Source organism: Streptomyces sp. MnatMP-M17 (assembly GCF_900091995.1).
Classification (GTDB): domain Bacteria; phylum Actinomycetota; class Actinomycetes; order Streptomycetales; family Streptomycetaceae; genus Streptomyces.
Window position 1 is genome coordinate 1 of record NZ_FMDK01000189.1, and the last position, 6,136, is coordinate 6,136.

Genomic DNA, 6,136 nt, shown 5'->3' on the forward strand with positions numbered 1-6,136 from the left:
CCAGGCGTAGCGGCGGTAGCCGCCGCTGCCCGGGTCGCGTCCGAGCGGTGCGAGATCGCGCCACATCTCATGGAAGGAGGGCGGGCTTGCCTCGGACGCGGCGGGAGCGGACGCCCGTGCCACCGTGCCCGCATGGTCCGTCTCCGTATGGTCCTTCCCCGTACGGGACGGACTTGTGTCCTCGGGACCGCGCGGAGTCATGACGGGACGCCCTCGCCGACTGCGGTGGCGGCCTTGTCCTCGCGCATGGGGATACGTACGGCGCGTTCCTCGGCGACCGATTCCGCGAGGTCGTAGCCCGCGTCGACATGGCGGATGACGCCCATGCCCGGATCGTTGGTGAGGACTCGGCGGATCTTCTCGCCCGCGAGCTTCGTACCGTCGGCGACCGAGACCTGCCCGGCGTGGATCGAGCGGCCCATGCCGACGCCGCCGCCGTGGTGGAGCGAGACCCAGGAGGCACCGGAGGCGACATTGACCATGGCGTTGAGCAGCGGCCAGTCGGCGATGGCGTCGGAGCCGTCGAGCATGGCCTCGGTCTCGCGGTACGGCGAGGCGACCGAGCCGCAGTCGAGATGGTCACGGCCGATGACGACCGGCGCGGCGAGTTCGCCGGAGGCGACCATGTCGTTGAAGCGTTCGCCCGCCTTGTCGCGCTCGCCGTAGCCGAGCCAGCAGATCCGGGCCGGCAGGCCCTGGAAGTGGACGCGTTCGCCCGCCATCCTGATCCAGCGGTGCAGCGACTCGTTCTCCGGGAAGAGTTCGAGGATCGCCTTGTCGGTCTTGTGGATGTCGGACGCCTCACCGGACAGCGCCGCCCAGCGGAAGGGGCCCTTGCCCTCGCAGAAGAGTGGCCGGATATAGGCGGGTACGAAGCCCGGGAAGGCGAAGGCGCGGTCGTATCCGGCGAGTTGGGCCTCGCCGCGGATGGAGTTGCCGTAGTCGAAGACCTCGGCGCCCGCGTCCATGAAGCCGACCATCGCCTCGACATGGCGTGCCATCGACTCCCGGGCGCGCAGCGTGAAGTCGGCGGGCTTCTCGGCCGCGTACGAGGCCATGTCGGCGAAGTCGACACCGAGCGGCAGATACGCCAGCGGATCGTGCGCGGAGGTCTGGTCCGTGACGATGTCCACGGGCGCGCCCTCGGCGAGCATCCTGGGCAGCAGTTCGGCCGCGTTGCCCAGCAGACCGATGGAGAGCGGCCGGCGCGCGTCCCGGGCCTCGGTCGCGAGCTGGAGGGCGTGCTCCAGGCTGTCGGCCCGTACATCGAGATAGCGGTGCTCGATCCGGCGGTCGATGGCGCGCGGATCGCAGTCGATACAGATCGCGACGCCGTCGTTCATGGTCACGGCCAGCGGCTGGGCACCGCCCATCCCGCCCAGACCGGCGGTGAGAGTGATCGTCCCGGCCAGTGTCCCGCCGAACCGCTTGGCGGCGACGGCGGCGAAGGTCTCGTACGTGCCCTGGAGGATGCCCTGGGTGCCGATATAGATCCATGATCCGGCCGTCATCTGCCCGTACATGGTGAGCCCGAGGGCCTCCAGCCGTCGGAACTCCTCCCAGTTCGCCCAGTCGCCGACCAGATTGGAGTTGGCGAGCAGCACACGCGGCGCCCACTCATGGGTCTGCATGACGCCCACCGGACGGCCGGACTGGACGAGCATCGTCTCGTCCTGCTTGAGCGTGCGCAGCGTACGGACCATGGCGTCGAAGGAGCGCCAGTCGCGGGCGGCCTTGCCGGTGCCGCCGTAGACAACGAGCTTGTCCGGATGTTCGGCGACCTCGGGATCCAGATTGTTCTGGAGCATGCGGAGGGCGGCTTCCTGCTGCCATCCCAGGGCGCTCAGTTCCGTACCGCGCGGTGCCCGTACGGGGCGGGGTCCCGACATGGCGTTGCCTCCTCCTTGATGGGTCTGCCGGTCCTCGGCGGGCCCGCCGGTCCTTGAGGTCCCGTGAGGTGTCCCTTGAGGGCGGCGACCCGATGGACTGTTGGCTGATCTATTCACATCCTGTCCGGATGAATACTTGTAGTCAACCGCTGCGTGGCCGCCCGCCGGATGATTGGCTGGAGTCCATGGCCTCGGTTCAGCACAACAGTCAGAGCGCAGATCACGGCGCGCGACACGACAGCCGGTCCGGTACGGATCGCCGTACGGCCGGATCCGCGTCCGGACACGGCAGACGCACCGAAGATGGCGGACGCACCGCACGCGCCGAACACGCCGACGCCGCGGCCCGCCGCGATCTGGCCGTACGGGCGGCGGTAGCACAAGGACTGATCAGCGAGTCCGAACCGGTGATCGCGCTGCTCGACGTGGCCGGAATCCGGTCCTCGGCCGCCGCGCTCCGTACCGCCTTCGACGAGGTCGTCGCGCCCGGCACCGCCGTACTGCACGCCTTCGCCGTGAAGGCGACCGCGCTCGTGCCCGTGGTGCGTCTGCTGGCCGAGGAGGGCATAGGCGCGGAGGTCGCCAGTCCGGGTGAGCTGGCGATCGCCCGCGCGGCAGGGATACCGGCCGGCCGTACGGTCCTCGACTCGCCCGCCAAGACCACCGCCGAGCTGCGCGAGGCCATCGCCCTCGGGATCGCCGTCAACGCGGACAATCCGCAGGAGCTGGAGCGTATCGACGCCCTGATCGGCTCGGGCGCGGCAGGCCCGGACCCGGGCCCCGTCACCGTCCCGTTCGGGCTACGGGTCAATCCGCAGATCGGAGCCGGCTCCATCGGCGCGCTGTCCACGGCGACCGCGACCTCGAAGTTCGGCGTCGCGCTGCGCGACGAGGGCGCCCGCGCCTGGGTCGTCCAGACGTATCTGGACCGTCCCTGGCTGACCAGGCTGCACACCCACTCCGGCTCGCAGGGCCTCCCGCTGGAGCTGATGGCGCAGGGCGTACAGGCGGTCTACGAACTGGCCGAGGAGATCAACGCGACAGCGGGCCGTCGGCAGATCGACACCCTCGACATCGGCGGCGGCCTCCCCGTCAACTTCGCGTCCGACGAGGAGACACCGACGTACGCGGCCTACGCCCGGCTTCTCAAGGAGACCGTTCCCGGGCTGCTGGACGGCCGCTACGGACTGGTCACCGAATTCGGCCGGTCGCTGGTCGCCAAGCACGGGCTGGTCCTGGCCCGGGTCGAGTACGCCAAATCCGCCGGAGGCCGCCCGATCGCCGTGACACACGCGGGCGCGCAGATCGCCACACGTACGGTCTACAACCCGGTGTCCTGGCCGCTGCGCATCGCGGCGTACGACGCCGGCGGACGGCCCAGGAGCGGCCCGCACGTGGCCCAGGACATCGCGGGACCGGCCTGCTTCGCGGGCGATCTGCTGGCCGAGAACCGGCCGCTGCCACTGCTGGAGCAAGGTGACTTCGTCGCCGCGCTGGACACCGGCGCGTACTACTTCACCAACCACTACGCGTACAACAGCCTGGTCAGACCGGGCATCCACGGCTTCACGGTGCGGCCCGACGCCGGTGCGGACGGGACCGACGCCGGTACGGACGATCCGGACCGGGTGCGCTTCAGTACCGTACGGGCGCCGCAGACGGTCGAGGAGATCGTCACCGAGTCGGGCGGCGCGTACGCGGACGCGCTACTGCTGGACGAGAAGGCGTAGGTCCCGGCGGCCCGACCGCGTTCCGTCGGCATGTTCCGATGGAAAATGCCGGAACTCCCTCCCGGCGCACCGACGTTGCGTAATCTCACGGTTACTGCCGCACAGCAGTGCACCCGTACACCCGGCCGGGAGGGGGAGCCCGCGTGCCCGGAATCGACGCATGTCTTCAGGAAGCCATGAGCCTGCCAGGAGCGCGTGGAGCGGCGATTGTCGACTGGACCAGCGGACTCGCCCTCGGCACGGCGGGCGAGTCGCCGGGCGGCGATCACGAGGCCACCGCCGCCGAGACGGCCGAGCTGGCCAGGGCGGCGGCGGAGTACACCGCGTTCGCGCCGACGGCGACCACGGCAGCGGCCGGGAGGTCGTTATCGGGATCGGGATCGGGATCGGGATCGGTACCAGCATCGGGACCGGGATCGGCCGACGGCGCCGACACCGACACCGACGACCAGGACAAGGGCCCGCCCGTCGAGGACCTGATCGTCACCAGCCGTACCGGCTATCACATCCTCAGCTTTGTCGAGACGACCTTCGACAGCAGCGTCTTCCTGTATCTCTGGCTGGACCGCGACACCGGCAATCTCGCCCTGGCCCGGCTGCGCCTCGGCCAACTCGCCGAACGGCTGGTGCTGGGATGACCGCGAAGGCTCCCTTACCGGCGATACCGCCGACGCCGCCCGCGCAGTCGGCACAGTCGTCCGCCTCCGTCTCCCCGATGCTCGTCCGGCTGGCCGGTGAGCGCGCCACCGGCGCCCTCCTCCGCGACCACGGCACGCTCTATCTCACCGACGGCCGCATCGTGCATGCCGAAAGTCCCGCCGCTCCCGGCATCGACGTCCTGCTCACCGCGGGCGGCCGGCTGCCGCGCGAGGGCTGGGAGGAGGCGGTCGACCGGGCCGGTGCCCGCCGCGAGGTCGGCAGATTCCTGGTCGAGAGCGGCCGGCTCGGCGACGGCGAGCTGGAGATCTGCCATCTCGGCGCGCTGTTCGACGCGGCCTTCTTCGCGCTCGCGCCGGGCAGCGGTCCCACCCGCTTCCGTTACGGCGTGGCGCACTGGATCGGTCCCGTACGGCCCGTACCCGCGGCGGCCGTCGAGCGCGAGACGCTGCGCAGACGCGAACTCCTCGACCGGGTCTGGCCGTATCCGGCCGTCGACACCGCTCCCGTGGTGGCCCGTCGGCCCGCGCCCGGCCAGGCCGTCACCCGCAGGCAGCGCGCCCTGCTGGAGCTGGCCGACGGTGTGCGGACACCGGTGGCCATCGCATGGGCCCTGGGCCGGCCCGCCTTTCACACCCTGCTCGATGTCCGGCGGCTGGCCGCGGCCGGACTGGTCGAGACGCCCGACGAACCGTCGGCGGCCACGCCCGCCGCCGTCCCGTCCTGGGTCGCGACGGTCGCCGCCGACCCGGACACCGCTCTGTTACGCCGGCTCCGCGACGCCCTGGAGGCAAGCCTGTGACTCCCCGCCCCATTCACCAGCCCGTTCCCCGCCTCGTCCGGTACGCCGCCACGGCGTCATGAGGCGCGCTCTGCGGGCACGGGCCGAGAGGAGACAGCTCATGACGGCAGAAGCCGAGGTGCTCGGCGAACTCAGACGGCTGCGGGCCCGGCTGCCCCAGCTCACGGGCGCGCTCGCGGCCAGTACGGACGGGCTGGTGCTGGCCCAGGACACGGCCGAGGTCGAGCCCGAGGGAGTGGCCGCGCTCACCGCCGCCGCGCTGGGCGTCGCCGTACGGCTGACGGACGCCACGGGCCAGGGCGGATTCCGGGAGCTGGTGATCCGTGGCGAGCTGGGCTATGTCGCGACGTACGCGGCGGGCTCCTCGGCGGTCCTGACGCTGCTGGCGGAGCCACGGATCAATGTGGGCCGGCTCCATCTGGAGGGCCGCCGCTCGGGTGCCCGTATCGGCGAACTGGTCGACGGCGCCCTGGAACGGCTGGAGAACGCCTGAGCCCGAGCCGAGCCTGAACACCCACCGGACATCACGCACCACCGGCACATCACGCACCACCCGGGCGTCCGGAACTCCCCGGACCTCCATCGGAACGGAAGGAAGTGCGACATCCATGGCCAACACCGACGCAACCCTCAAGCAGGCCACGACCGCCATCGAAGGAGCCCTCGGGGCCGCTCTCGTCGACTACACCAGCGGTATGGCCCTCGGTACGGTCGGCGGCGGCAAGGACCTCGACATGACGGTCGCCGCGGCCGGCAACACCGATGTGGTCAGGGCCAAGGTCCGCGCGCTGGAACTGCTCGGGATCAAGGACGAGATCGAGGACATCCTGATCACGCTCGGCGGCCAGTACCACCTGATCCGGCTGCTCAAGGGACGCGGCAACAACGGGCTGTTCCTCTATCTGGCGCTGGACAAGTCACGCGCGAATCTGGCGATGGCCCGCCATCAGCTCATGAAGATAGAGGCCGACCTGGAGGTCTGACCGACCAGCCCGACGCCGGGCCCTGTCCGGGTACGGGCCGGAAGCCGGAACGGACGGCACCCGGCCCGTACAGCC

General features: G+C 70.9%; 6 protein-coding genes and 1 pseudogene. 5 read left to right on the forward strand and 2 right to left on the reverse strand.

Annotated features, from left to right (window positions below):
- Together GA0115259_RS09200 and hutU are read right to left on the reverse strand one after the other, a co-directional pair.
- Positions 1-201: pseudogene (locus GA0115259_RS09200) on the reverse strand (hypothetical protein); the annotation flags it as partial.
- Entirely contained in the window at positions 198-1,889 is a 1,692-nt protein-coding gene (gene hutU / locus GA0115259_RS09205; RefSeq protein WP_093593559.1) for a urocanate hydratase, read from the reverse strand. The pseudogene GA0115259_RS09200 and the gene hutU, both read right to left, overlap by 4 nt.
- A 185-nt stretch (positions 1,890-2,074) precedes the next feature.
- Between hutU and GA0115259_RS09210 the strand changes: the two genes are divergently transcribed.
- From GA0115259_RS09210 to GA0115259_RS09230, 5 genes are all read left to right on the forward strand, one after another.
- Positions 2,075-3,619, forward strand: a complete 1,545-nt coding sequence (locus GA0115259_RS09210; RefSeq protein ID WP_093593562.1) for a type III PLP-dependent enzyme domain-containing protein — start codon at positions 2,075-2,077, stop codon at positions 3,617-3,619.
- Positions 3,620-3,762: 143 nt separating this feature from the next.
- On the forward strand, positions 3,763-4,257 hold the full coding sequence (locus GA0115259_RS09215) for a hypothetical protein (protein WP_093593565.1): 495 nt from the start codon (positions 3,763-3,765) through the stop codon (positions 4,255-4,257).
- The gene (locus GA0115259_RS09220) at positions 4,254-5,078 is read left to right on the forward strand and encodes a transcriptional regulator (protein WP_370747551.1); all 825 of its coding nucleotides are present in this window, start codon (positions 4,254-4,256) and stop codon (positions 5,076-5,078) included. Before GA0115259_RS09215 ends, GA0115259_RS09220 begins: the two co-directional genes overlap by 4 nt.
- Positions 5,079-5,136: 58 nt before the next feature.
- A complete protein-coding gene (locus tag GA0115259_RS09225) occupies positions 5,137-5,571 on the forward strand; it encodes a roadblock/LC7 domain-containing protein (protein WP_093593568.1) in 435 nt (144 codons plus the stop codon).
- A gap of 115 nt (positions 5,572-5,686) precedes the next feature.
- Positions 5,687-6,061, forward strand: coding sequence for a hypothetical protein (locus GA0115259_RS09230; RefSeq protein ID WP_093593571.1), 375 nt, complete (start codon positions 5,687-5,689; stop codon positions 6,059-6,061).
- Positions 6,062-6,136: the final 75 nt, after the last annotated feature.

What these genes read in the sequence shown, in the direction of transcription:
- hutU (WP_093593559.1), bottom strand. Translation starts at nt 1,889, where the DNA reads ATGTCGGGACCCCGCCCCGTACGGGCACCGCGCGGTACGGAACTGAGC.
- GA0115259_RS09210 (WP_093593562.1), top strand. Translation starts at nt 2,075, where the DNA reads ATGGCCTCGGTTCAGCACAACAGTCAGAGCGCAGATCACGGCGCGCGA.
- GA0115259_RS09220 (WP_370747551.1), top strand. Translation starts at nt 4,254, where the DNA reads ATGACCGCGAAGGCTCCCTTACCGGCGATACCGCCGACGCCGCCCGCG.
- GA0115259_RS09225 (WP_093593568.1), top strand. Translation starts at nt 5,137, where the DNA reads ATGAGGCGCGCTCTGCGGGCACGGGCCGAGAGGAGACAGCTCATGACG.
- GA0115259_RS09230 (WP_093593571.1), top strand. Translation starts at nt 5,687, where the DNA reads ATGGCCAACACCGACGCAACCCTCAAGCAGGCCACGACCGCCATCGAA.